This window comes from Salinicola sp., from assembly GCF_982684285.1.
The window spans coordinates 1-1,814 of record NZ_CEXLVS010000417.1 but is presented as its reverse complement, the minus strand read 5'-3'; the positions used below and the strand labels follow the sequence as shown (position 1 = coordinate 1,814).

The following is a 1,814-nucleotide window of genomic DNA, read 5'->3' as shown; positions in this document are numbered from 1 at the left end:
CCTGTATCAGCAAGATGGAAATCCATGTTTGGCCCTAATGATTTCACGAAATTATCATTTATTACTTGAGCAAACTCATAACTTAAAAGAGCAGCAGGATTGGAGCGATAAAGCCAAGATTTGGCAAAAGCTATATAGAAAATCACGAATAAATATTAAAGCTAACGTTTTCTATGATGAAAGTGGTTTGTTTACGACAGTATTTAATTGATTAAACAAGGACAACACAAATGAGCGCATCAAAATGCCAACTCGATACTTTATATATGTCATCAACCTGTGATATTCAGCATTGTGCAGACTGTGGTTTGATCCATTTAACCATGGGCCCATTAACCCTGCGCCTGTCTGAAAAGCATTACAAGGACCTTGCTCTAGATATCAACAAAGGTTTGATCCAAATGCAATCACAGCGTGGAATTGAAAGCAGTGACAAAAGTAATGTTAGAACTTTACATAGTTGAGGGAAAAGAGATGAAAACTGAAACTAAATTGGAAATAAACCCAGAGATCGCGGTAGCAAAGTCGATAGATTTTAGTACCGAAAGTATGTTTATGGGCCGTAAGATGTTGGTGATCGAACATCGGGGTGAACCCTATTATTTACGTGTAACTCGTAACAATAAACTGATTTTAACTAAATAAAAATTATCCACACGCTGCCGGCAGGTTTGGAAAGGAAATTTTTGTCCATGACCTGTTGGTCGAGCATCAATGCTATTGATGATGATTCTAGTCATCGATGTCGAGTGCATTGCGCTTTGATTCAATACCGGCAGGATGAAAATGAGCTATTTAATCGAAGTGCTTTATTTGTCTAAAGAAGTCATCAGTTTTTTCTATAGGGTTGCGGTTTCGCCATTTGGATTGATCACAATATCTCCTTTTTCCTGGCAATGACATAAGTCTCCCCCGGCTTAGTTGTATAAATACAACAATAAGTAACTTAATAAATAAAATAATGTCATTCTAAATAAGAATGATTAGTATTTGTTTCACGGGTTACGTATAATTTTCCTCCATCTTTTAACCCTTTCCATCATAAAAAGGAATTCGCTGTGAAATTCAAACGTACCTTATTGGCTACGAGTTTATTGCTAGCTGGCGTAGTTCAAGCTGCGGCACCCACCAATGAAGAAATCTGGGCTTTGTTGCAAGAAATGAAAGGCCAAATGGCTGACGTGCAACAACAAAATAAAGAATTACAAGCTGAGAATGCAACATTAAAAACTAAAGTAGAAGCAACCCAGCAAGTGGCTCTAGAAGCCAGTGAAGCGGTTGAAGCAGTGGCAGTTGCAACAGAAGAAGCCGTTAAATCAGCGAAGCTATTGTCTGATAAAACAACCATTGGTGGTTATGGTGAATTGCACTATAACAACTTGAATGATCAACATGGCTCGTCAGATAAAGATGAAGTTGATTTCCATCGTTTTGTTTTATTCTTTGGTCATGAATTCACCGATAACTTACGTTTCTTCTCTGAATTAGAGCTTGAGCATAGTATTGCTGGCGAAGAAAAAGCCGGTGAAATTGAATTAGAACAAGCGTATATCCAATACGATATCAATGACAAGCACAGTGTTACCGGTGGTTTATTCTTAACACCAGTGGGCATTATCAACGAAACACATGAACCACCTACATTTTATGGTACAGAACGTAACCCGATTGAAAAGAACATTATTCCTGCTACATGGTGGGAAGCCGGTGTGATGTTTAGTGGTGAGATTGCAGAAGGCTTTAGCTATGATGTAGCCGCTACCTCAGGTTTAAATACTAGCGGTTCTAGTTATAAAATACGTAGCGGTCGTCAA

4 protein-coding genes are annotated in these 1,814 nt (G+C 38.2%); all 4 read left to right on the top strand.

Translation table 11 applies throughout. The features are described 5' to 3' along the window. The coding region (locus AC3AYF_RS20620; protein ID WP_487780338.1) for a hypothetical protein at positions 1-211 on the top strand (211 nt) is incomplete at its 5' end. Between the two features lie 19 nt (positions 212-230). Beyond that, on the top strand, positions 231-464 hold the full coding sequence (locus tag AC3AYF_RS20615; RefSeq protein WP_487780340.1) for a hypothetical protein: 234 nt from the start codon (positions 231-233) through the stop codon (positions 462-464). Continuing rightward, the gene (gene hemP, locus AC3AYF_RS20610; protein WP_487780339.1) at positions 442-645 is read left to right on the top strand and encodes a hemin uptake protein HemP; all 204 of its coding nucleotides are present in this window, start codon (positions 442-444) and stop codon (positions 643-645) included. Before AC3AYF_RS20615 ends, hemP begins: the two co-directional genes overlap by 23 nt. Positions 646-1,058: 413 nt before the next feature. Beyond that, positions 1,059-1,814: porin (locus AC3AYF_RS20605; RefSeq protein WP_487780337.1), on the top strand; the 756-nt coding region annotated here is incomplete at its 3' end.